Annotated in this window: 24 protein-coding genes, 1 pseudogene and 2 other annotated features; of the genes and pseudogenes, 5 read left to right on the top strand and 20 right to left on the bottom strand. The window is 36.7% G+C overall.

The genetic code is table 11. The annotated features are described in order from the left end of the window. The first annotated feature begins 141 nt into the window (after positions 1–141). Entirely contained in the window at positions 142–474 is a 333-nt protein-coding gene (locus tag IGI87_RS09865; protein ID WP_438736869.1) for a helix-turn-helix domain-containing protein, read from the top strand. Positions 475–554: 80 nt separating this feature from the next. On the opposite strand, the gene IGI87_RS09870 is transcribed toward IGI87_RS09865, so the two are convergent. The 7 genes from IGI87_RS09870 to pbp4 all read right to left on the bottom strand — a co-directional run bounded on the left by IGI87_RS09870 (position 555) and on the right by pbp4 (position 8,140). Beyond that, the gene (locus IGI87_RS09870; protein ID WP_002356666.1) at positions 555–1,055 is read right to left on the bottom strand and encodes an HD domain-containing protein; all 501 of its coding nucleotides are present in this window, start codon (positions 1,053–1,055) and stop codon (positions 555–557) included. A gap of 155 nt (positions 1,056–1,210) precedes the next feature. Further along, positions 1,211–2,902, bottom strand: a complete 1,692-nt coding sequence (gene argS, locus IGI87_RS09875) for an arginine--tRNA ligase (RefSeq protein ID WP_010827625.1) — start codon at positions 2,900–2,902, stop codon at positions 1,211–1,213. A gap of 73 nt (positions 2,903–2,975) precedes the next feature. Further along, positions 2,976–3,179 (bottom strand) — a binding site (T-box leader). Positions 3,180–3,221: 42 nt separating this feature from the next. Continuing rightward, positions 3,222–4,268, bottom strand: a complete 1,047-nt coding sequence (tsaD, locus tag IGI87_RS09880; protein WP_002388334.1) for a tRNA (adenosine(37)-N6)-threonylcarbamoyltransferase complex transferase subunit TsaD — start codon at positions 4,266–4,268, stop codon at positions 3,222–3,224. Beyond that, positions 4,265–4,729: a ribosomal protein S18-alanine N-acetyltransferase gene (rimI, locus tag IGI87_RS09885; RefSeq protein ID WP_002359702.1), complete on the bottom strand. Its 465-nt coding sequence runs from the start codon at positions 4,727–4,729 to the stop codon at positions 4,265–4,267. Before rimI (IGI87_RS09885) ends, tsaD begins: the two co-directional genes overlap by 4 nt. Before the next feature lie 7 nt (positions 4,730–4,736). Further along, positions 4,737–5,291, bottom strand: a complete 555-nt coding sequence (gene rimI, locus IGI87_RS09890; protein WP_002384199.1) for a ribosomal protein S18-alanine N-acetyltransferase — start codon at positions 5,289–5,291, stop codon at positions 4,737–4,739. Continuing rightward, entirely contained in the window at positions 5,263–5,982 is a 720-nt protein-coding gene (gene tsaB, locus IGI87_RS09895) for a tRNA (adenosine(37)-N6)-threonylcarbamoyltransferase complex dimerization subunit type 1 TsaB (RefSeq protein ID WP_002362637.1), read from the bottom strand. Before tsaB ends, rimI (IGI87_RS09890) begins: the two co-directional genes overlap by 29 nt. A 115-nt stretch (positions 5,983–6,097) precedes the next feature. Then, positions 6,098–8,140 carry a penicillin-binding protein PBP4(5) gene (pbp4, locus tag IGI87_RS09900; RefSeq protein ID WP_421503386.1) on the bottom strand — a complete coding sequence of 681 codons (2,043 nt, stop codon included), beginning with the start codon at positions 8,138–8,140 and terminating at the stop codon, positions 6,098–6,100. Between the two features lie 207 nt (positions 8,141–8,347). Between pbp4 and IGI87_RS09905 the strand changes: the two genes are divergently transcribed. The 4 genes and pseudogenes from IGI87_RS09905 (at position 8,348) to IGI87_RS09920 (ending at position 11,779) form a co-directional block, all read left to right on the top strand. Beyond that, the gene (locus IGI87_RS09905) at positions 8,348–9,580 is read left to right on the top strand and encodes an SPFH domain-containing protein (protein ID WP_438736871.1); all 1,233 of its coding nucleotides are present in this window, start codon (positions 8,348–8,350) and stop codon (positions 9,578–9,580) included. Positions 9,581–9,683: 103 nt separating this feature from the next. Beyond that, positions 9,684–10,829, top strand: a complete 1,146-nt coding sequence (locus IGI87_RS09910) for an ATP-binding protein (RefSeq protein ID WP_104858211.1) — start codon at positions 9,684–9,686, stop codon at positions 10,827–10,829. Beyond that, complete coding sequence (locus tag IGI87_RS09915) at positions 10,826–11,635, top strand: TPM domain-containing protein (RefSeq protein ID WP_438736873.1); 810 nt, start codon at positions 10,826–10,828, stop codon at positions 11,633–11,635. The genes IGI87_RS09910 and IGI87_RS09915 overlap by 4 nt, the downstream gene beginning before the upstream one ends. After that, positions 11,613–11,779: pseudogene (locus IGI87_RS09920) on the top strand (SHOCT domain-containing protein). The gene IGI87_RS09915 and the pseudogene IGI87_RS09920 overlap by 23 nt, the downstream one beginning before the upstream one ends. An 80-nt stretch (positions 11,780–11,859) precedes the next feature. On the opposite strand, the gene IGI87_RS09925 reads toward IGI87_RS09920, so the two are convergent. The 13 genes from IGI87_RS09925 to IGI87_RS09985 all read right to left on the bottom strand — a co-directional run bounded on the left by IGI87_RS09925 (position 11,860) and on the right by IGI87_RS09985 (position 23,648). Beyond that, entirely contained in the window at positions 11,860–12,591 is a 732-nt protein-coding gene (locus tag IGI87_RS09925; RefSeq protein ID WP_438736874.1) for an HAD family hydrolase, read from the bottom strand. 148 nt (positions 12,592–12,739) lie between these two features. Next, on the bottom strand, positions 12,740–12,967 hold the full coding sequence (locus IGI87_RS09930; protein ID WP_104855105.1) for a hypothetical protein: 228 nt from the start codon (positions 12,965–12,967) through the stop codon (positions 12,740–12,742). An 87-nt stretch (positions 12,968–13,054) separates the two neighbouring features. Beyond that, positions 13,055–13,705, bottom strand: a complete 651-nt coding sequence (locus IGI87_RS09935; protein ID WP_438736876.1) for a diphthine--ammonia ligase — start codon at positions 13,703–13,705, stop codon at positions 13,055–13,057. A gap of 745 nt (positions 13,706–14,450) precedes the next feature. Further along, positions 14,451–15,251 (bottom strand): phosphatidate cytidylyltransferase, encoded by an 801-nt coding sequence (locus tag IGI87_RS09940; RefSeq protein WP_113794446.1) that lies wholly within the window; start codon positions 15,249–15,251, stop codon positions 14,451–14,453. Beyond that, positions 15,248–16,063 (bottom strand): isoprenyl transferase, encoded by an 816-nt coding sequence (locus IGI87_RS09945; protein WP_438736878.1) that lies wholly within the window; start codon positions 16,061–16,063, stop codon positions 15,248–15,250. Before IGI87_RS09945 ends, IGI87_RS09940 begins: the two co-directional genes overlap by 4 nt. Before the next feature lie 347 nt (positions 16,064–16,410). Then, positions 16,411–17,229: a MetQ/NlpA family ABC transporter substrate-binding protein gene (locus IGI87_RS09950; RefSeq protein ID WP_104855094.1), complete on the bottom strand. Its 819-nt coding sequence runs from the start codon at positions 17,227–17,229 to the stop codon at positions 16,411–16,413. Positions 17,230–17,243: 14 nt separating this feature from the next. Beyond that, positions 17,244–17,930 carry a methionine ABC transporter permease gene (locus IGI87_RS09955; protein WP_002356640.1) on the bottom strand — a complete coding sequence of 229 codons (687 nt, stop codon included), beginning with the start codon at positions 17,928–17,930 and terminating at the stop codon, positions 17,244–17,246. After that, positions 17,923–18,960, bottom strand: a complete 1,038-nt coding sequence (locus tag IGI87_RS09960; RefSeq protein WP_002364465.1) for a methionine ABC transporter ATP-binding protein — start codon at positions 18,958–18,960, stop codon at positions 17,923–17,925. The genes IGI87_RS09955 and IGI87_RS09960 overlap by 8 nt, the downstream gene beginning before the upstream one ends. Positions 18,961–19,073: 113 nt before the next feature. Beyond that, positions 19,074–19,321: a binding site (T-box leader), on the bottom strand. Between the two features lie 54 nt (positions 19,322–19,375). Then, complete coding sequence (locus IGI87_RS09965) at positions 19,376–19,690, bottom strand: glycine cleavage system protein H (protein ID WP_011109554.1); 315 nt, start codon at positions 19,688–19,690, stop codon at positions 19,376–19,378. A gap of 5 nt (positions 19,691–19,695) precedes the next feature. Further along, positions 19,696–20,055: an arsenate reductase family protein gene (locus IGI87_RS09970; RefSeq protein WP_438736880.1), complete on the bottom strand. Its 360-nt coding sequence runs from the start codon at positions 20,053–20,055 to the stop codon at positions 19,696–19,698. Positions 20,056–20,079: 24 nt separating this feature from the next. Continuing rightward, positions 20,080–21,267, bottom strand: coding sequence for an FtsW/RodA/SpoVE family cell cycle protein (locus tag IGI87_RS09975; protein WP_002367107.1), 1,188 nt, complete (start codon positions 21,265–21,267; stop codon positions 20,080–20,082). Between the two features lie 242 nt (positions 21,268–21,509). Beyond that, the gene (locus IGI87_RS09980) at positions 21,510–22,946 is read right to left on the bottom strand and encodes a helix-turn-helix domain-containing protein (RefSeq protein WP_438736882.1); all 1,437 of its coding nucleotides are present in this window, start codon (positions 22,944–22,946) and stop codon (positions 21,510–21,512) included. Continuing rightward, complete coding sequence (locus tag IGI87_RS09985; protein ID WP_438736884.1) at positions 22,947–23,648, bottom strand: bacterial Ig-like domain-containing protein; 702 nt, start codon at positions 23,646–23,648, stop codon at positions 22,947–22,949. Positions 23,649–23,789: the final 141 nt, after the last annotated feature.

A 23,789-nucleotide genomic window follows, 5' to 3' on the forward strand; every position in this document is an offset into this window, starting at 1 on the left:
GACACATGAATTATATCATCTTGTGAAAAAGACGTCAATATCATTAAAAATGAATAATTTTTTTGTTATATTCGTTATATCCACTTTCAAAAAAACATGTTTCTTTTGCGACACTTTTTATGCTAGAATGTTCTTACGGAGGTGATTTTTTTGAAAGAGAATTTTTTAAAGCAAAAACGGATAGAGAAAAATCTTACATTAGAACAAGTTGGAAATTTTGTTGGTGTCGGAAAAAGTACCGTCAGGAAATGGGAAACTGGAATGATTGAGAATATGGGGAGAGATAAGATTATCGCCTTATCTAAAGTTTTAGATGTATCACCTCTTGAAATCTTAGGTATTCCTGAAACGGAAGAAACACCATTTGTTGTCCCAACCAATATTATGAACATTTACAAACAGTTAACAACTGAAAATCAAGAAGCAGTCTTTCGATACGCTCAAAAGAAATTAACAGAACAAAATTACTTTTAATATTTATTTTAAATAGATGAATGCTAGACTTTTTAGTCAACGTCAAACAAAAAAAGCTTATCCTTACGGATAAGCTTTTTTTAGATTGACTGTTGGCCAAAATACTGACGCCATTTGGTTTTCATGGCTGTCGTCATCGGCAACGCCGCTTCTTTCACAGCACAATATTTGTCAACAAAGGTTACAATGTAACTTTCTTTGTATTTTGGTGGTGCAATAGTTGCACCCCACATATGTTTAATAATAATGTCTCGTTCTAAATCAGACAACTCTGTAATTTTTTCAGCATTTTTGGCTGCAATTCGTGGATGAACATAGGCATGAGAGCCTTCGTCAAACTTTGTTGTACGCCAATCATAGTAAAACAAATCATGTAATAAACCAGCACGAGCTGTGGCACGAGCATTGCCGTTCCAACGCTTTGCTAATTTATAGCTATGATAGGAAACACTAATTGAATGTTCTAAACGAGTTGAATGCATATGTTGTGTGTATTCTGCTAATTTTTGGACTTCTTCGGTTGCTAATAAATCTTCTACATAAGAAAGATATTCTTCGTCTTCACGCCATTTTTCTGTCATATAATTGGGTGCCACCTTTTCTAATCCTTTTATAACTTGACTCGAGTATAGCACCCCAGCTATTTAATTACTATGAATTTCTCAATCTGTAACTTAACTTTAATATTTGCTTAATAAGTTTAGCGTTCAACGTAGCAAAATTTTCACAAAAACTTCTACATTTCTTCTGGTGCATGTAATCCTAGTAAACGTAAATCTTCTTTTAAAACAGTAGCTACTGCATAAACTAACGCTAAGCGTGCCTCTTTTTGATCATCTTCATCCAAAATCCGAACATGGGCATAATATTTGTTGAACGCTTGTGCTAAATGAATGCTATGTTTTGCAATAACAGATGGTTCATATTTTTCAGCAGCTTGCATCACAGTTTCAGGGAATTTTTGTAACAACTTCACGACTTCCCAGCTATCCTTGTCATTTAGTGCATAACGTTGTGTAGCATCTGGTGTAAAGTTTGCTTTACGTAAAATACTCATCGCACGAGCATGCGTATATTGAACATATGGCCCAGTTTCACCTTCAAAACGAACAACTTCATCTAATACAAAATCGAAATTATTTAGACGATCATTTTTAAGGTCATGGAAAATAACTGCACCTACACCTACTTGTTTCGCCACTTCTTCACGATTTGCTAAGTCTGGGTTTTTCTCGTTAATTTGATTTCCTGCTAAAGTAACAGCTTCATTCAATACTTCTTCTAATAAAACGATTTTCCCTTTACGTGTGGATAATTTTTTACCGCCTTGAGTAATTAAACCAAACGGAATGTGTTCCATATCATCTGACCAGTCAAACCCTAGTTCTTTCAAGACTGCTTTTAATTGTTTGAAGTGATTGCTTTGTTCGTTGCCGACTACATAAAGTGATTTGGCAAAATCATACGTCCGTTTACGGTAAAGCGCAGCGGCTAAATCTCGTGTAATATATAACGTCGCACCATCTGATTTACGAATAAGTGCTGGATTTAAATTATATTCTGTCAAATCAACAATTTCTGCACCTTGATTTTCTGTTAATAAATGTTTTTCTTCTAATAAAGTAACAATTTCATCCATTTTATCATTATAAAAGGCTTCGCCATTATAAGAATCAAATTCAACTTCTAACATGGAATAGATTTTATCAAATTCTTTTAGAGACTCGCTACGGAACCATTTCCATAATTCATTGGCTTCTTGGTCTCCTTCTTCTAATTTTTTAAACCAGGCACGTGCTTCGTCTTCTAATTCTGGTTTTTCTTCTGCTTCTTCATGAAATTGCACATATAAGCGCAATAATTCATTAATTGGTTGTTGGCGGACTGCTTCTTCAGAACCCCATTTTTTATAAGCTACAATTAACTTACCAAACTGTGTACCCCAGTCACCTAAATGGTTAATCCGAATTGGCTGATATCCAATTTTTTCTAAAATAAAGGCAATTGAATTCCCGATTACCGTAGAACGTAAGTGTCCCATAGAAATTGGTTTAGCAATGTTTGGTGAAGACATATCAATAGGAACATTGCCATTATTGCCAAAGGTACTGTTTCCGTAATTATTTTTTTCTTTGACTACTGCGCCAATGACAGCTTGACTGACTGCTTCTTTATTCATAAAAAAGTTTAAATAAGGTCCTACCACTTCAATTTTTTCAAAATTTGTGCCATCAATTTTTTCTGCTAATTCTGCTGCAATTTGTTGTGGTGCTTTACGATAAATTTTAGCTAATGAAAAGGCTGGAAAAGCAACATCTCCATGATCAACAGATTTAGGATTTTCCAATAATTGTTCGATTTGATCCATCGTTAATTCTTCATTTAAAACATCATGTAACGCTTTTGCTACGATTTCTTTGTTGTTCATAAGAACCCTCCTGATTAATTTGTAAGTATTAAAAAAACAAAAACGTCTCTGACAAAACAAAATAATTTGTTTTGTCAGAGACGAGAATTTACCCGCGGTACCACTCTAATTGTCTATACTACTTGGATAGACCTGCTTCATCGATAACGGTGATTGCCGTCTGCTTTCAGCAGAATTCTAAAAGTGCGCTTCCTCATTCCGATCACTCTTGGCTCCCACCTTCCCAAGATCGCTAAGCTGACGTTGAAATAAGTACTCTCTTTATCATCGAATGTCATTGTTAAACTGGCTTCATTATAGCAAATTTTTGTCTAGCTGGCTAGCCTTCTTCACTAATTGTCATAAAACTAACGCCAGGTTCTGCATTTAAGTTATACGAAGCAAAATGATTCTTTTCAGCTTCGATAAAAGCGGCAGCGCCAATCATCGCCGCGTTATCCCCACAAAGTTTTAATGGCGGAATAAGTAATGTCACTTCTGGTAATTGCTCACTGATTGCATGTCTCATTGCTTCTCGTAATCCTTGATTCGCAGCAACGCCCCCAGCGATTAGCAATTGTTTAACAGGATATTCTTGACAAGCACGAATGGTTTTAGTCACCAACACTTCCACCACACTCGCCTGAAAACTTGCGGCTAAATCCTTTGTAGACAGTGCTTCACCACGTTGCTCTGCATTATGAACCGTGTTAATAAACGCACTTTTTAAGCCACTAAAACTAAAGTCATAGTTATCCTCTTTTAGCATCGCCCGTGGAAATTGATAGGTATCTGTGCCTTCATGGGCCAAAGCATCAATCTCTTTGCCACTAGGATAAGGCAATCCTAACACACGTCCGACTTTATCATACGCTTCACCAGCTGCATCATCACGTGTTTCACCAACAATTTCGAAAGAGCCATCTTCTTTCATGTAGACCAATTCCGTATGTCCTCCACTAACGAGTAAGGCCATCAATGGAAATTCGAGCGGTGCCACAAAACGGGCAGCATAAATGTGCCCAGCCATATGATTGACTGGAATAAGTGGTAATTGGTGCGCCCAAGCAAATGCTTTTGCTGCAGAAAGACCTATTAATAAAGCACCGACTAACCCAGGTCCATAGGTCACAGCAACACCACTAAGCTCTTCTGGTGTGACTTTTGCTTCTGTTAATGCTTCTTCAATACAGATCGTCACTTGTTCGACATGATGACGACTCGCAACTTCCGGAACGACTCCACCAAAACGTTGATGACTCTTAATTTGCGAAGCTACAATATTGGAAAGAATTTTGTCGCCATCTTCAATGACAGCCACACTTGTTTCATCACAGCTACTTTCCACAGCTAATAATAATTTACGTTCTTTTGTAAAAATTGTCATTGGGCTTCCTTCCTTAATTTCGCACACATTACAAAGGCATTTTCTTGAGGTTCTTTATAATAATTTTTTCGAACAGCTACTTTCCGAAAACCTGTTTTCTCATAAAGTTTTTGAGCTAATGTATTCGATTCTCTGACCTCTAAGAAAATTTGTGTAATGTCACGACTTTTAACATATTCTTTAAAAGCTTTCATTAATTGACAACCAATTCCTTGGTGTTGTTTCTGACCATTCACAACAACGTGACTAATTTCTGCTTCATCTAAAATAAAATGATAGGCAATATAACCTAACCACTGGCCATTTTCAACTAAAAAAAGATATTCGCTATTTTCCTGAGCAAAATCTTCCGCGAATTGTGTTTCTGTCCAAGGGGAGCCAGTTGTATAAGAAGAATTACTAAAACGCCATAATTCTTCACCAATATTTGCTACAGATATTTCTTTTTTTGTTACTAACATTTTTTCTTCACTCTTCTTTTAAATCAATTATCATTTCTAGTGCGTCTTCATTATTTTCGTCATAATAGCCTTTTTTCACCGTTTGTGAGGCAAAGCCAATTTTCCGATATAAACGTTGGGCTTTAACATTACTCATTCGTACTTCTAGCGATAAGGTTTCACAACGATTTTTCTTGGCAAAAATTCGCGTTTCTTCTATTAAAGAACGACCTAAACCTAAGCCTTGGTATGCTGTGTGAACAGCGACATTCGTAATGTGTGCATCCGTTCCTTGAATCCGACAGCCAATAAAGCCAACTGTTTTTCCGTTAATTGCCGCTAACAAATAGAGATGCGGCGCTTTTGAGCCAAGTTCTGCCATGAAAGCAGACATCGTCCAAGGAAGTTCCCCAGCATAAACTTCACGTTCAATTGCTAGTAAATCCTTAATATCTTGGTAGGTGATTTCACGCAATTGAAATTCTTGTTGGTTCATTGCAATGGTTTTAGTTATATACCGTTGCCGTCTTTTTGTAAAGTATTTTGTCACAAAATTAAAGTTTTTCCACATAGCTTTCTCCATTAGGCGTGTGTGTCTTCAACCAATTTTCTTCCGCTTCTACTTTTTTCAAATACGCAGGTAAGAACCCATGAACATTTTCAACAGGCTCAGCTACACTGCCTAACGCAGCCAAAACTGCGGCATTAGGAATTTGCCATTGTGGGACATCACAAATTTCCCCATGAGGAATGATTTGAGCTATTTCTTCAGTGAATTTTTCAACATCTTCACCAACAAAAAAAAGATTTGGTTCATTTTTTAGTTGTTCTAATAACTCCCGCAGTGAAATATGTTGGTCCGGTAACTCATTTTGCCACACGCCATCGACAAACCGATAAGCACCAGCATAGACGTTTTTACGACGCGCATCAAAAAGAGGCACAACTAAACCGGTTTGCCCAACACAATTGGCAGCTAACGTTTGTAGACTGGAAATGCCTACTAGCTCTTTCTTTAAAGTATAGGCCAATGTTTTGGCAGTTGTCACGCCTAAACGTAAACCAGTGTATGATCCAGGTCCTTCTGCTACGACAAAACGATCAATTGCCGTTGGCGCCAAGTTCAATTGACTCATCAAATAGTCAATTGCCGGCATTAATGTTAAGCTATGATTTCTTTTAACCGTTGCTGTATAACTTCCCAGAATTTTTTGATTTTCACACACAGCAATACTCAATGTTTGGTTAGATGTATCTATTGCTAAAATTCGCACACGAATCCCTTTCCTTCTACAATTTAGTCGCTTCATTGTAGCACACTTTCCTTTTTCTAAAAAGGGAAAACGAGGTTTCTTTTTACAGAAACCTCGTTTCGTTCATTTTCTCTTTTTATTTAATGGTTGCTTCTAAGTAATCAATTAATGGTTTACTGATATCTGTTGCAGAACCATTTTCTCCTGAATTTTCAACCATAATCATTGTTAAGAATTTATTGTTACTACGATCTAACGTTAGAAGGAAACTGTTTTCTTTGCCATCTGTATCTTGTTTATCTTTTATTTCAGCTGTTCCTGTTTTGGCAGCCAACGAGAAGTTCGGATTGTACATATTATAAACATAACCTGAAGGATCTTCCACACTACCTAAAAGATCTGTGGCAATTGTATTCGCTGCGTTGGCGCTGATTACATTGTCTTTTTTCTTTGTTTCTTTATCTAAAACTAGTTTTGGATAGACTAATGTTCCATTATTTTGGAAAACACTATACATGGTAGCTTGCTGGATTGGCGAAATTAACAATTGGCCTTGACCGTAGCCCGTATCTGCTAAAAGAATTTCAGAATTAAATTTATCTTCATTTGAAATTTGAGCAGGCGTCATGGCAATTGGTAAATCTAGTTCCTCACCGAAAATGAATTTATTAAGACCCGCTCTAAATTTGTCCTCCCCCATACGTAATGTTTGTTGGGCAAAATAAATATTATCTGAATTAACTAAAGCGGTACGCAGATTTACTGGACTTGCTTCTTTTACACGTGTCGCAAAATAGCCGCCCCAAGATTTATCTTTTTGCCATTTCAAGCCATTAATTTCTAGCTCTTCATCTGGCTTCAATGTCCCTGCATCTAAACCAATGGCACCGGTAATTGTTTTAAAGGTAGAGCCTGGTGCATAGCCTGTCGCAAAACGTGCTGTGAATGGTAAATCTTTGTTGTTATTGTAAGCATCATATTCTTTTTGAGAAATGCCATTGGCCATTTTATTAGGATCATACGAAGGTGAACTAACCGTTGCTAATAAATCGCCTTTTTGAGGATCGGTAATGACCGCACTACCAGGGCGTTTGTCAAATATAGCGAAGGCTTGTTGTTGTACGCCACTGTCAATCGTTAATTTAATCGTTTGACCATCTTTTTTCTCTTTGGTTTGTAAAGCTTTTTTGACATTCTCTTTGTCATCTAAAATAACTAGTGAGCCACCATCTTGCCCTCTTAATTCTTTATCAAACGCTCGTTCTAAGCCAGTTTTACCAATTACGCCCGTACTACTTAACTCTGGATTTTTTTCAATATCTTCTGCAGTAATGGTACCCGTATACCCGATTAATTGCGCAGCTGCTTCCCCCAGCGGATAATAACGTGACTCTGTATCTTTTGTCGCAGCCCCTGTTGGTAATTCTGTAACTGGTTCAGAAGCAACTGTGATTGGTACAAAGGAGTCTGCTTGGACCCACCCTTGGCTTAACTTTTGATTGATTTCATCAACAGAAACGCCGAACTTATCACTAAAAGCTTTAATATTGGCTGTTTTTTCTGCGCCAGAACCGAGTTTGCCAGGCACTACGCCCACTTCGTCAAACACTTTGTTAATTGCTAGCCCACTACCATTACGATCGACAATTTCTCCACGTTTGGCATTATCTACTTGAATCGAAATTTTATCATTTCCTGACATATCTGGAAAAATTAAAGACGGCTTCCAAGCGATTTGGTAGTTATCCCCTTTTTTGGCGATACTTGATTGATAAGACAAATCTTTCATTTCGCCTAAAGGAGTGCTCATCGATAATTTATAGGTAAATGTGTATTGGTTGTCTTTCCCTTTTTTGACTTGAACATCACTAGCTTTGACCCCTTCTGCTTGAATCCCTGAATAAATTGCTTGGTATTTTTCAACAACAGATTTAGTATCATAGCCATTTTTCTTTAAGCTAGCTTCTTGAACAACGGACGGTAACTTATCAAATTCCTGTTTTGACAATACGTTTAAAAATGTAGTAGCTGTTTTCTTCGCTTCGGCTAATTCTTGTTTGGCTTGCCATTGACTATAAGCATAATACCCGCCACCGGCAGCAGCGATTAGAACCAAGGCAGAAACACCAAGAATAAGTGGTTTTTTTGAAGATTTTTTATTACGATTGCTTCGTTCCATTCAATAATCCCCTAACTATATAATATGTCTTTTCTTCTATTATACGTAACTTTTTTTAAAATGCTTGTGTTTCACCTAGACTTTTTTTAATTTCTTAATAAAGTTTGATCAAATTTTTCCATTTCATCAGGCTTTCGTTGGATTTCTCTGCATTCATTGTGTGGTATACTAGCTGTAACAATTAGTTTTTTATTAGGAGGAATGAACATGGGACTTATTAAAGCAGCAACAAGTTCAGTTGGCGGTGGCTTGGCCGATCAATGGCTAGAGGTTATTGAACCTGATAATATGGGCGACACAACCGTCATGACAAATGGTGTTTTTGTACGTAAAGATGATAAACGTGGTTCTAATCGTAAAGGAACGGAAGATGTTTTAACAGATGGTTCTGTTGTACATGTCTATCCCAACATGATGATGCTTCTTGTTGATGGTGGAAAAATCATCGATTACACTGCTGAAGAAGGCTACTATACAGTTAAAAATGATTCTGCGCCTTCAATGTTTAACGGTTCTTTAAAAGATGCGATTGCTGAGACCTTCAGTCGTTTCAAGTTTGGTGGTGTAACTCCACAAAAACAACAAGTTTTTTATATTAACTTGCAAGAAATTAAAGGCATTAAATTTGGAACACCTGCACCATTAAACTATTTTGATAATTTTTATAATGCCGAACTTTTCTTACGTGCACACGGAAATTACTCAATTAAAATTACAGATCCTTTGCTATTTTATACTAATGCGATTCCTAAAAATCAAACACAAGTAGATATTAATGATATTAATGAACAATATTTAGCAGAGTTCATTACAGCATTGCAAGCAGCAATCAATCAAATGTCTGCTGATGGGCAACGTATTTCTTATGTTCCTTCAAAAAGTGTTGAATTAAGCAAATATATGCAAACGGCACTCGATGAGGATTGGCGTACCAATCGCGGTATGGAAATTGTTTCTGTAGCAGTTGCGAGCATTTCTTATACAGATGATTCAACAAAATTAATCAACATGCGAAATGAAGGAGCAATGCTCAGCGATCCAGGTGTTCGTGAAGGCTATGTTCAAGGTTCCTTGGCTCGTGGTATGGAGGCTGCTGGTAAAAATGAAGGTGGCGCTATGAGCGGCTTTATGGGCGTTGGTATGGGCATGAATGCGAATGGTAACTACTTTGCGCAAGCGTCTCAAACAAACCAACAACAAATGCAGGAAAAACAAAACCAGCAAAATGCACAAGGAGCTACAGATACTTGGACTTGCCCACAATGTGGGACTGAAAACACTGGGAAGTTTTGCTCAAACTGTGGTACACCAAAACCAACGAATGAGAAACCAAAATTAGAAATGAAATGTAGTGAATGTAGCGAAATTGTTGACTTAAGTAATGGTATTCCTAAGTTCTGTCCACATTGTGGTAAACCATTCCAAGGGGTTCCTTTATAAGCAAGTAGTGAACAATTAAAGAAAAGGGTCAGGCACAAGTCTACCCTTTTTCTTTGAATCAGATTCCTGTTATTTACTCACTCTATTAGAAAGGACGGTTGCAATGGAAACAACATTTACCCATAAATGCCCCAACTGTGGCGGCCCGCTCTTATTTAATCCCAAAGACCAAAAATTTCATTGTGAATATTGTTTAAATATTTACACGGAAGAAGAAGTGACTCGTTATGAGCAACAGCAACATGAGGCGCATTTAGAGAAACCCTCAACAACGACTGCCGAGGAAAATTTGACTTTCACGGCGGAAGAAGAATCCTCTACTACGCAACAAACAGAGACCACTGAGAAGGAAACAACTACAGATGCAGGCACAATGGAAATTTTTAATTGTCCAAGCTGTGGCGCTCAAATTGTCACCGATGCGACAACGGCAGCCACTTACTGTTATTATTGCCATAATCCAGTTGTCTTGGCTGGTCGATTAAGTGGCGAATTTTTACCAGAAAACGTCTTACCTTTTACAATTGAAAAAGACGAAGCGATTGAAAAATTTCTCGCTTGGACCAAGAAAAAATGGTTCATTCCTCGAGATTTTTTCAGCAAAAATCAAATCGATAAATTAACTGGAGTTTATTTCCCCTATTGGGTCGTTGATGCAGAAGTCGACGGACAACTCCAAGCTACTGGCACAAGTATTCGCATTTGGCGCGTAGGTGATATTGAATACACCGAAACAAAACGTTTCAATGTAGGGCGTTCAGGAAAATTATCTTTTAAAGAATTAGTTAAAAATGCCTTGTCAAAAAACGTCCAACAAAAAATGGTGGAAGGCGTTCAACCATTTTTAATTGATCAAGCAGTGCCGTTCAAAAGCCAATACCTAGCAGGTTTCCAAGCAGAAAAACGCGATATTGAATATGAAGCAATCAAAAAACACGTCCAACAAGAATTACAAGATTATTCGGAATCATTGTTACGGGACTCTGCTTCTGGTTATACTACGTTAACAAATGTTCGCACGGATATTTCTCTAAACCAAGAAACTAACCATTATATGCTTTTGCCAATTTGGTTAGTTACCTATCGTAGTCAGGAACAATCAAAAAAAGTTTATTATTACGCCATGAATGGACAAACAGGCAAAGTAAGCGGTGTGCTTCCAATTAGTTACACTCGTTTAGGGCTAGCGACGTTAGGCATTTTCGCTGGCCTCTTAGCACTCTTTTTATTAGGAGGGTATTTCCTATGAAAAAACGACTTTTACCTATTTTTTTCCTAATACTTCTGGCCTTTGGACTTGCCCTGCCCGTTTCGGCGGCTGAAAATTCAATTGATGACGGCGCACAATTACTGACACCTGATCAAACTAACCAACTAAAACAAGAAATACAACCTTTAGAAGAAAAAACAAAAGCCTCTGTCTTTATTGTGACCACAAATAACAATACCTATGGCGATGAACAAGAATATGCAGATCATTATCTTTTAAATAAAGTTGGCAAGGACCAAAATGCGATTCTTTTTCTCATTGATATGGACTTACGGAAAGTCTACATCTCTACTTCTGGAAACATGATTGATTATATGACGGATGCACGAATTGATGATACCTTAGATAAAGTAATGGATGGGATGAGACAAGGAAATTATTTCGCGGCTGCTCAAACCTTTGTTCAGGAAACTCAAGCGTTTGTTGACAAAGGGGTTCCTGGGGGGCACTATCGTGTGGACAGCGAAACAGGTAAAATTACCCGTTATAAAGTCATTACCCCGCTGGAAATGGTAATTGCTTTTGCTGCTGCGCTGATACTCAGTTTGGTCTTCTTAGGCATCAATATTTCTAAATACCAATTAAAATTTTCAAGTTATCAATATCCTTTTAGGGAAAAAACAACGTTAAACTTAACCTCCCGCACAGACCAGTTAACCAACTCTTTCATCACTACTCGTCGTATTCCTAAAAATAATGGCGGCAGTGGCGGCATGGGCGGTGGCGGTAGCACCACCCACTCAACTGGCGGCGGCACATTCGGTGGTGGCGGTCGAAGTTTTTAGATTTTTCGAAGAAATGTTCACTCCTATAAAGAGTGATAAAGACCAACTGATTGAACCAAAGCTATCTGATTCACAAAAAAATCATCTAGCGCTATTGAAGACGTAATGACTGAATTAAGAAATTTAAAACTGTTAGTTGATTAAGGAATTCTAATAGAAGAATTTCAACAAAAGAAACAGCAATTGCTTCAATTAGATTAATAAAAAAGTCCTGAAAAGACTCATCATCTTTTCAGGACTTTTTTATTCTTGGTATTTTCCCATAATTCTTGATAGGGTATTTCATGGATATCACGAAAATAAGCTACTTCAAACTTTTCAAAATCAATTGACTGACAGTTGCCTGTTAAAACACCAATTCCTGCTTTGCCATGACAAGTTCCCATGAAAACATCCACGAGCGAATCACCCACCATAATTACTTCTGTCGGCTTCAATTGACATGACTGACAAAAGGCTTGGAGCATGTCCGCATCTGGTTTCGGTAAATAACGTTCTCCTGTCGCAATAAAATCAAACATTTCTGTTAAACCAAGAGATTCCATAATCAACATAGTCGCTGGCAGAGTATCTGAAGTTGCTAATCCAATTTTATAGTTCTTCCGTTTCAGCTCAAGAAATAACTGTTTTAAATCGCCAATTGGTTCAATCTTTTTCAGATTTTTTCGTAAATAATCATAAAAAAATTGCTCCAGCCATCGACTGCTGACTCCCTGTTCGACTAATTCCTCAAACTGCGCCAATTCCTGAAACAGTTCCTGATAAAGGACTTCATCAAGTAAATGTTTTTGCAAAAAACGTTGCTCCTGAATAGCTAATATCTTTTTTATTTCTGCTGAATGATGAGGAGCTAACATACTTAGTGTTTCAAAACAAGCCTTCAAACCTGCTTGCCAAAGAGTGTCAAAACGAATACACGTACCATCTTTATCAAATAAAATTCCTCGATTTTCCATGAAAGAACACCTCAAAACGTTGGCTTTGCTTCCTATTTGTTTCTTCAAGTATACTAATCATTTATTTGATTTTGATATGCTTTTTGTATCATTTGTGTAAAAAAATATATAAAAGCAACGAATTTAGAAAAATTCGTTGCTTATTTAATTAATCAATCACTTTTTTCACTTTGAATTCTTTTGTTTCATCAGACGGTTCTGTTTGATCAGCTAATTCAAATAAAATATGGGTACCATTTTCTTCATCTTCAACGATAATTAGTTTTCCTGGAATCTTTCGAGTATCTTTCGCAATTTGGGCTTCTTTAATTAATTCTTTTTGATCTCTTTTTGAAGCAAGGGCATTCCCTAAATTAAAAAAGACAGTTTCTTCCATAATTAACCACTCACTTTCTCTACTTTTCTTAAGCTAATTATAGCATATCCCTAGAAAAAGTGGCTGGTTGTGCCCTTTTACTTTCATTTAAGCATCAATAATCAAAGAATAGGCATAAGGACTTTCATAAATTCCTGAAGTGCGATAACTGAGCCTCTTTTTAAATAGTGGACCGTCAATTACCAACGTATGATACTCCCCGTTTTCTCCGCAAATATCTAGTTGATGTTCTTTAAGGTACGTGATAAATGTGTCATCTAACGGTTCCCCTAAAAATTTTATTGGAATGCCTGCCTCTTTGCTGACCGTTTTGATAATCGCTGTGTACCCTTTTGCCAAGAATTCTTTCACAAGTGCTTCGCGATTTTCCTGCCAAAGAGGTAGATGTGGTTCAAGTCCAGCGCTTAATGCCACTTGACGATCCCAAGCACCATTTTGTTCAATATCTATATCACCAAAACAAACCGTTTCTGCACCCAATATTTTGGCTTCATGCAGTGCCTCAACCACTTTTTCTGTGTAATTTGTTTCATTGTTATGTGTTATAACAAGTGGTAAATCTAACGCTTCGGCTGCTGCTTCTAAGACGGAGATTGGTACACCGTGAAACCAAGAACGATTAATTTCATCACTTAATGTTGTCACTAACGCAACTGGCTGATTTCCTGCTTGTACCAATCGATCCATCGCCAATAAACAATCTTTACCAGAGCTATAACTTAAACAAAATTTTTTCATAGATGTTCCCTCTTTTCTCTATGACTATACCTCAAAATAATAAATTCGTATACATATTTATTATTTAAGTATAACTAATGCTGAATAGTTATTTAAATCAAAACATGGTATAAAATAGAGGTAAAGCAAGCTTTATTCACTTCTTTATATCTCTTTTCAACGGATGATCAGCTGGCGGAAACCAGCTGATCTTTTTTAAAAAAAATACAGCTATCTTTTGCAGTTTTCTTTTCCTCATGTTATAAAGAGATGGTAGGAAGCATTTATTCACTTCTTTACAAATCTATCTTAATCTTAGACAGTCGGCGGAAAACGGCTGTCTATTTATCTGGAGAACTTACGAACTAGTCAACTAGTGGTCAGTTGACTAGTTTTATGTTATAATAATTAGAACACGAAAAATATTTTTAAACGAACCATTCAATTGTTTTGATGATTTTATTCAAAACTGGCGTGTCTAGAGAGATACAAGGATGTATTAGAGGTAGGGAATACATCGCTTAAATGAAAAATACTTGAATACTAGAAATAGTCTGATCCAACTTTAAAATAATAATATTGATTCGTTAGATAGCCTTCTCTTCAAAGAGAAGGCTATTGTCAATTAAAGAGTTGTTTAAAATTAAACTTATCTCATACATACCCTGTCGGTGTTTCACACATTATCCCAATAAACAGCAAAAAACCAGAAGAGTCTATCTTCTGGTTTTTTACTTATCTTATTTTTTAAATTCTTTTGATCAATTTAAAATAATCCGCATAAGTGCATAATTGGGAAAACAAATAATAAACTATCAAAACGATCTAAAATACCGCCATGACCTGGCAAGATGTTACCAGAGTCTTTCACGCCATAATGACGTTTGATAGAAGATTCAACCAAATCACCAAATTGCCCCACTATAGAAAATAGAACCGTCAATACGAGCATCACCGGCATCGGATAAGGAAATAGCCCTTTATTAGCTGTGAAAACTAAAAACAACGCTGCTATAATGACGGCTGATAAAATACCACCGAGTGCGCCTTCGATTGTCTTGTTAGGTGAGACATCGGGCATCAATTTATGACGACCAAATCGGCGCCCCACTAGATATGCACCAATATCCGTTGCCCAGACAATAAATAAAGCAAATAACAAGACTTCAAAACCTGCGGAACGGGCACTAATAAAGTTCTGGAACCCCATCCCTACATATAAACTGACAATAACTGGGAAGCCAGCTTCTTCAATCGTATATGTATTTTTAGAAATCACCGAAGCACCTAACAACAACATCACAGTGACATAAAATAAAATGAAATTTGTTTGCATTTCTGGTAAAAAGTTTAACCACTTAATTGTTGGGATAACTAAAAAAACGGCCCCTAATGCTGATAAAACACCTTCAAAACTTAATAATGTTAGTCCCTTCATACGGAATAACTCGTACACGCCGACTACTGCCAAAGCAACAGCGGCAATCTCAACTGCAAAACCACCATACCAGATAATTGGAATAAAGATGACTAATGCGACGATAGCTGTGATGACACGTTGTCTCACTGCGGATCGCTCCCTTCTGTTTCTGTAATTTCTTTTAGACCCCCAAAACGGCGATTACGATTTTGGAAAGAAGCAATCGCAGTTTCTAAAGTGTCCCCTGAAAAATCAGGCCATAATGCTTTTGTAAAAAACAACTCGCTATAAGCAATTTGCCATAACAAGAAATTACTAATTCGCTCTTCACCACTTGTTCGAATCAACAATTCTGGATCACGAAGTTCCGTGGGTAAAAAGCCAGTCATTAAGTGATCTGCGATTGTTTCTTCTGTAATCTCATCTGCCGTATATGTTTTTTCTGAAACCTCTGCAGCAATCTGTTTCATGGCAGTTAGTAGCTCCGCACGCGCCCCATAGTTTAAAGCAAAGTTTAAAACCATGCCCGTGTTATCCTTGGTTTGCTCAATGGCTCGCTTAACGGCATCTTGCGTATGACTTGGTAGAAACTCTTGGTAGCCCATTACATTGACTTTAACATTTTCCTTAATTAATTCCGGTACGAATGTATCAAAAAAATCAACAGGCAATTGCATTAAGAAATTGACTTCATCTGTTGGTCTCTTCCAATTTTCCGTTGAAAATGCATAAAGTGTTAAAACTTTAACGCCTAAATGACTGGCATGCTTCGTTATTTTTTTGACCGTATCCATGCCTTCTTTATGTCCAGCAATTCTCGGTAGTCTTCGATTCTGTGCCCACCGGCCATTTCCGTCCATAATAATGGCAATGTGCTGCGGGATTTGGCCTTCTTTATCAAAGGCGTACTGACTTGCTTCTTCTACATATTTATTTTTTTGCGGAAAAAAACGTAACATCTTTTTCCCTCCATTCCAAAAAATCTATCTTAATTATTATAACAATAACTAATGGAAATGCCTATGCATAGTCCCTGAATTTTCCTGATAATTAAGAAATTCCTTGTAACTTTACCATTAATGGTCTTTTTTTAAAAGAAAAAACCTTAGACTAGGCAGGTAAATCAACATGATTTATCTGCCTAGCCCTAAAATTTTAAATAAACAACGGGACAGGAACAGCTTCTTCGGAAATAAGCTGGACGTTCGTGAGAGACAAAAAGCCTCTTTCAGAACTTTCTTCTTATTTCTTGAAGCTTAACACTCCTGTCCCGACCTCAAGTTTTTATCGTTTTGTCTTTTTCTCTTTATTCATTGACTGGAACAATGGCACCGTTCCATTTTTTCGTAATCCAATCTTGGACTTCTTTGCTACGTAACACTTTGACTAATTTTTTTACATTTTCATTGTTTTCGTCTTCTTTACGAACCGCAATAATGTTGGCATAAGGTGAACTTTCTTTTTCTAAAGCAATCGCATCTTTTTTCGGATTTAATCCTTGATCCACGGCAAAGTTTGAGTTAATTAAAACCGCAGCCCCTTCTTCATTGTCATAAAGAGTGGTCATGATTGCTGGATCACTTTCATGATTGAATTTCAACTTTTTAGTGTTTTTATCAATGTCATCAAAAGTGGCAGTTGTCCGGTCTACCCCTTCTTTCAGCGTGATTAAACCAGCATCTTCTAAGATAGTTAAAACACGTGGCCAATCTGAAACGGAAGAGCTAACGTAAATCGTTGAACCATCAGGAATTTCTTGTAACGATTTGTATTTTTTCGAGTAAAGCCCAACTGGTTCTAAATGAATCGCACCTGCATTCGCAAAGTCATAATCATTTTCTTTCACCGCTTCATTAAAGAACGGCACATGTTGGAAATAGTTGGCATCGATATCGCCACTTTCCAACGCCTTGTTAGGTAGCACGTAATCTGTGTAAGTCGTCACTTCTAGTTTTACGCCTTCTTTTTCTAATAAAGGTTTTACATGTTCTAAAATCTCTGCATGTGGAACTGGTGAAGCCCCAACTTTCAAGACTGAGTCATCACTCTTTTTATTGCCGCACGCCCCTAAAAGTAAGACAGCTACTGCTACAGTAATTACTGACCATAATGTACGTTTTTTCATCTTATTCCCTCCATTTATCGTTTATCTATTTTTTTAGCGACTGTATCCCCAAGCCATTGAATCGCAAAGACAATAATTAAGATACAAATCGTTGCTACTAAAGTAACTGTATTTTGACCACGTTGGAAGCCATCTTGATACGCCAAACTTCCTAAACCGCCCGCTCCAATAGCAGCTGCCATTGCAGTGTAGCCCACTAAGGAAATGGTTGTAACGGTTAAGCCAGAAACAAGTGCTGGCAGACTTTCTGGTAATAGAACTTTCCAAATAATTTGGAAACGATTGGCCCCCATTGCTTTGGCTGCTTCAATCACGCCTTTATCGACTTCACGAAAAGCAATTTCGACCATGCGAGCATAAAAAGGTGCTGCGGAAATAATCAATGCTGGTAATGAGCCTTTGACACCAGACATACTCCCTAAAATAATTTTTGTAAAAGGAATTAACAGAACGATTAAGATAATAAACGGAATCGAACGGAAAATATTTACAAAAATGGCTACTAGCCAATACAGTAATCGGCTCAAAATACCTTTTCTGCCTGACGTTTCAAAAAGTAGTAGTCCTAAAATCAACCCTAAAATGGCGACCACTATGATTGAAATCCCTGTCATATAGAGTGTTTCAATCGTTTTTTCTTGTAGTTTACTTATATCAATTTGCGAAAAATCAAAGAAACTTGCTAAGCCACGATTATTCATTTCCAATCACCTCTGTTTCTACACGAAGTTTTCGTAATCCTTCAATGGCTGCTAGAATATTTTGCTCTTCGCCTAATAATTGAATATAAAGAGAACCCACTGCGCCCTGTTTTGTTTGCTGAATGTTCCCTTGAATAATACTAACTTCTACTTGATATTCTTGGACAATATGCGAGATAATTGGTAATTTCGCTTGTTCGCCGTGGAAAAGTAGGCGAACAATTTTTCCGTTTGGATATTGTTCCAACATTTCTTCGACAACCAGTTCCGTTTCTTCAATGTTTTTATCCGCTTCTTGTTGGATAAAGCGTTTCGCAATTTCTGTTTGGGGCTTTTTGAAAATATCGATTACTTTACCTTCTTCAACAATTTCACCATATTCCATCACGGCTACGCGATTACAAATTTTACGAATCACGTGCATTTCATGGGTAATTAATACAACCGTTAAATTTAATTCTTGGTTGATTTTTAGTAGTAATTCTAGCACTTCGTCGGTTGTCTGCGGATCCAAAGCACTCGTTGCTTCATCACAAAGCAAAATATCAGGATTGTTAGCTAAGGCACGGGCAATCCCCACTCGTTGCTTCTGTCCACCAGAGAGTTGACTTGGGTAGGCATTTTCCCGTCCTTCTAAACCAACCAACTTGATTAACTCTTCTGCGCGGCTTTTCCGATTTTGTTTTGGAACGCCAGCAATTTCCAACGGTAGCATGATATTTTCTAGGACCGTCCGTGACCATAATAAATTAAAATGTTGAAAAATCATCCCAATTTTTTTACGGAAGTTTCGTAGTTCTTTATTTGGCAACAATGCAATATCTTGTCCTTGAATTTCTACTTCACCTTCTGTAGGTGTTTCAAGTCCATTCAATAGGCGAACCAACGTACTTTTTCCTGCACCTGAATAGCCAATAATGCCATAAATATCACCTGATTCAACCGTTAAATCAATATCTTTTAAAGCCGTGACTTTACCCGCTTTACCGGAAAACTCTTTTTTTACATGACGTAATTCAATTAATGCCATTTTGTTCTCCTCTTCTTTCTGTTCTACTTTCTTATTTTGAAGGTTTCTCACTTTTTATGAAACGAATTTGCTTAATAAAAACAAAAAAACTTCCGTCCTTTTGCTATTACAGCAAAAAGGACGAAAGTTTGTCATTTCGTGATACCACCTTAGTTCGCTATTATTTCTCAATAATAACCTCATACGGTACTTGATTCTTCGCATACCGTTGGCTGTAACGGGCGCCCCGTAGTAAGTTCACTTCTTCGCTCACTTACTCTGCTCAAAGACCATCTTCCATCTTAAATCTGTTACCCATTCTCAGCAAACAGGGCTCTCTTCAAACGTCCTTAACATGTACTCTTCTTTTCAAAGCTTTCTTTTTGATTAGATTGAGAAAATTATAGCAATAAACATTGGCCTTGTCAACGTAAGACTAAAGATTTTCAAATTCTGTTGGTTCAACATCTGCTAAAACAGCAATCCAGGCATTTTCTTCATCTAACGCACTTGGCTCTTGATCAGCCGCTTCATTAATCGCAACTACCTTACCAGATAATGGACTACTGAATTCACTGACTGCTTTTTCTGCTTCTAATTCAATTAAAGAATCGCCTTTAGCTAATGTTTGTCCGACTTTTGGAAATGTTGCAAAAGTAATCTTCCCTAAATCCTCTTGGGCTTCGGCAGTTAAACCAATTTTATAGCCTGCTTCTGTTGGTAAAATCCATAATTGATCGATTTGTTTCATTTCACTCATTTTCCAAGCACTCCTTCGTAATCTGCTTCTTTAAAACCATTCGTTAGAAATGTATTGTCTTTTAAGAGAATTGGTCGCTTAATCAACATGCCATCCTCAGCTAAACGCTGACTTGCTTCTTTAATAGAAAAACTGTCAACAAAATCTTTTAAGCCTTGTTCTCTATATAAAACCCCACTTGTGTTAAAAAAACGACGAACAGGCAAGCCGGTTTCTTTCATCCATTTTGCTAATTGGTCACTACTAGGCGGTGTTGCTTTAATATCAATTGCTTGGTATTTAACGCCTTGTTGATCTAACCACGCTTTCGCTTTTTTACAAGTTGAACATTTAGGATATTCATAAAGTGTGTACATTTCTACCCCTTCTTTCTTCTTTCTTTAACGACCGCTTCTGGTACGAACCGTTTCTTGTTGGTAACGCATGGACATAATTAAGCCCACCCCAATCATGTTACCTAAAATGGAAGAACCACCTTGACTAATAAACGGTAATGGAATCCCAGTTAATGGTAGTAAACCAATATTCGCTCCAATGTTTTCAAAAACATGGAATAAAATCATCATGATAATTCCTGTGGCAATGTAGGCATAGAATTCATTATTTGTATCAAAACAAACGCGAATCATGCGGTAGATTAAAATAAAATACAACAAAATAATGAAACAGCCACCGATAAAGCCAAAGTTTTCACCAACAACTGTAAAAATCATATCTGACTCACGAACAGGGACATACACATCACTCACGTTAAAGCCTTTTCCGAAAAGACCCCCAGAACCAATTGCTGTTAATGCTAGCGCTGGTTGGAATGAACGATCTGGATCTGTATGGAAAGGATTTAGCCATAAATCAATGCGATCAAATTGATAAGCTTTAATACCTATTTTAGACAATAAGTCTCTTCCTGTTTCTGTTGTCACTAGGTAGATGGTTCCTGCCCCGACTAGAGCAGCTATAATAAAGGCGGGCACAATAATTTTCCAAGTAATGCCAGACATTAAGAAAACTCCCCCAAAAATGGCTAAGAAAACTAACATCGTCCCGAAGTCTTTTTGTAAAAGTACTAAAACAATTACCGGAATTGCCACTAATAGCATTTTAGCGATTAGCCAAAAGTCACTTTTGAGTGTTCGGTCCACATATTTGACATTATGCATGGTCACTATATAGGCCAACATCAAAATAAACGCAATCTTCATTAATTCCGATGGTTGGAATGTGGTGCCACCAAAACGAATCCAGTTTTTAGAACCTGTTTGCTCTGCTAACACGGGATCATAAAATTTCAGTAGTAATCCCATTAATACTAATCCAAGTGCATAAAAAACGGGCGTTAACCGCCAGAGTAATTTTGAGCTGAAATGCATAATAATGACAATACTTAATCCTCCGACTAAATACCACAGTCCTTGTTTCATTAACAAGCTACCAATTTTAGGTTTGCTTGGATCATTGTAAAGCGCTACATACAGCGATAGCATACCAATTAGTGATAAAAGAAAAACTGGTAATATCACACCGTAATCAATTCGACTATCTAAATTTGTTTTCTCTTTTCTATTCATTCGTCATCCCTTTTCCTTTGTTCATACGTTTTTTATTATATCTTTCTCACAGAAGAAAAGAAAGGAATTCTACTATATTTGAGAAAAACTTTAGAGAATTGGTGTTTCTCTAGCATTTTTTTCTTTTTCTTCCATCCTATTTTGCTTTTATTTAAAATTTTTACATCAGTGATAATGAGGAAGTTTACTATAGACATTCAGTAACAAAAAACAGTCGCAACTAAACTACGTTGCAACTGTTTTTATTCGCTTTTTCTTTGTTTTGTTTGTTGTAGCTCTTTATTAATTCGGACAATTTCGTTGCCAAAATTTTGCCAGTCACTGGCTCGCGGGGGCGCTAGCCAAATTAAACATTTTACTGAAAATAACGTTTTTGGTAAATAATCCGAAACTACTAAATCAGTATCTGGTCGAATCGCTGAATGAAAGTGAATACTGAAAGAATCGAATATTTTGATTTGTTCTTTGATAAACTGAGTATATTTTTCTCCTTGCGTAAAATTCACATAAAGATTGATCGTACTTTTTTCATTCCTTTGGTCATAAAGACGGGATAACACTAATAGCAAATCAAAAAATAAAGAAAGCTTACTAAACTCAAACGCCGAACAATCCAACGCAAATAAAAACTGACGACAGCTATCAAAAACAATTGGGTAGCGTTCCTGAAAAAATTCTAAGTCCATAATTCGTAAGGTGATATCGATAAACGGCGTAATAAAACGATGTTGATAAATAATCGGAACAATTTCTTGATAAAATTCTTCTTCCGAAATTATAAACGGCATATAAGAAAAAAATAATGTTTTCGTAGCCGTAATTGCCTCATTGTGAGAACTCAGCAAATGTTCCGAAATAAGTTCGCTTTGATAGACCGATAAATTACCGATAATCCCTTGAATTTCTGCATTTTTCTCTGCATGAGTCGCCTTCATCACTTCGTTAATCCAACACTGAATTTCATGATAAATCGAACTCCCTTCGTCAAAAACGAATGGATTTTCTTCTTGTGATAAAAAATAATTAGCTTTTCTCTGCGTTCGTTCTAACGCCACCAATACATAATGTTTAAATAAATGAAAATTAGTGATATTTTCATAAGAGCCTTTCAATTGAGCCAATAATTGGTTCACTGCGCGAAGATCTGTTTGATTATATAATTCTTCAGAATCTTTGTAAATTCGGTAATAGAGCATAGTAAAATATTGTCTAATTGCCATTTCATTGCCGCTAAGTTGTAAATTTTTGGATAACTTAATACCGTATTGACCTAATTCTTTCCGAATATGGTCAACAATTTTGTATACAACCGTTCGACTCATTCCGTGCTTTTCACCATATTTTTTGATTGAGGTAAACTGATGAAAGAAAATCGTTTTTAATAAATTAAATTCTAACGAGTCTTTTAAATAATATTCTTCAATAATACTTGAAGAAATACGAAGGCTTTGAGATAATAAAATTTCATTATTTTTTTCACTGATTTCCATCTCATTAATCAGACCAAAGCGTTGTAAATCTGCATTGATTTCTGTTATGTTCCGTTCCAGCAAATAAGGAGAAATAGCTAATTGCTTACATAAACGATCTTTTCGTTCAGAAAATGAATATTGTTGCTCTAACTTTCTAATAATCGCTAATTTTAAATTTTCCCGATCATCTAATAACAAGAATTCCATTTAAACTCTCCTTGTTCCATACAAAAGTGAGCCTGACAGGAAGCTTAAAGTGGTGCCAAATTGAGAGGGCCCACTTGCCGCTCCTCCAGTAACTTCCACTGGGGCTATCGTATCTATTTTTTTCAACAACTCATCATTTAACAGCACTTTTTTATTTGCTCGTTCCTGTTCAATTTTATTTTTCTTTTTCTCCTGTTTGGTGTGTTGCTCCTTGTCCTGTCTCGAGGCAATAATTGGTCTTTCTGGGCCAATCATTGCTTGACTATAAGGAATCTCTGCAAGCGTAGTCCCCTCTACATTAAAATTAGCGGGGGTGACATATACCTTTGCAATGGAAAGGTATGATCCGTAACGAAAGGTTACAAAATAAAGGCCTATTTTTTGAGTATTTACATTATTCTCTATAATTACATTTTCTAAATTTAACGGTCGTCCCTCTTTATCTTTTAGAAAAACGACATTGTCTAATGGTGACCATTCTTGATTAACTTCTAACAACGTGTCTTTTAATTTAAGTTCCGTTTGATTTTCTTTGACCGTAATGGTTGCTGTTTCAATTTTGCCATCCACTTCATAAGTCACGGTGTATTTTCCTGGTGTTGTCGCTTCGCTTGCATAGCTATTCACTGAAGCAATCAACATTCCTGAAGAAAGAAATAAGGCTGTGCCAATACTACCATAATAAATAGTTCGCTGGTTCATCTTGTTTATTATTCCTCCAAACCATTTCATAAAAACAACTATCTGAACAGAAAATCCTGCTAATAGGTTCTTAAAATAAGTAACTTGTAAAACTTCCTATTTTCCAAGGAAACAGCTACCCTCATTCAGGCACTTATCATC

This window comes from Enterococcus sp. DIV1444a (assembly GCF_051712125.1).
Classification (GTDB): domain Bacteria; phylum Bacillota; class Bacilli; order Lactobacillales; family Enterococcaceae; genus Enterococcus; species Enterococcus faecalis.